This is a genomic window from Enterobacter wuhouensis, from assembly GCF_004331265.1.
GTDB lineage: Bacteria > Pseudomonadota > Gammaproteobacteria > Enterobacterales > Enterobacteriaceae > Enterobacter > Enterobacter wuhouensis.
Genome location: NZ_SJOO01000039.1, coordinates 1 through 299, shown reverse-complemented (window position 1 = coordinate 299; position 299 = coordinate 1). Strand labels below are relative to the sequence as shown.

The following is a 299-nucleotide window of genomic DNA, read 5'->3' as shown; positions in this document are numbered from 1 at the left end:
ACAGTTTGCGGAACATTTCAACGCCAGTACAGGTAGACTTAGCAGTCTCTTTGATACCAACGATTTCAACTTCTTCGCCAACTTTGATGATACCGCGCTCTACACGACCGGTAACAACGGTACCACGACCGGAGATGGAGAATACGTCTTCGATTGGCAGCAGGAATGGCTTGTCAATCGCACGCTCTGGTTCTGGGATGTAAGAATCCAGGAAGCCAGCCAGTTCGATGATTTTCGCTTCCCACTCTGCTTCGCCTTCCAGCGCTTTCAGAGCAGAACCACGGATGATTGGAGTATCA

General features: G+C 49.8%; 1 protein-coding gene. It reads right to left on the bottom strand.

The genetic code is table 11. The features are described 5' to 3' along the window. A partial coding sequence (locus E0L20_RS23785) for an EF-Tu/IF-2/RF-3 family GTPase (protein ID WP_242673438.1) occupies positions 1–299 on the bottom strand: 299 nt, incomplete at both ends.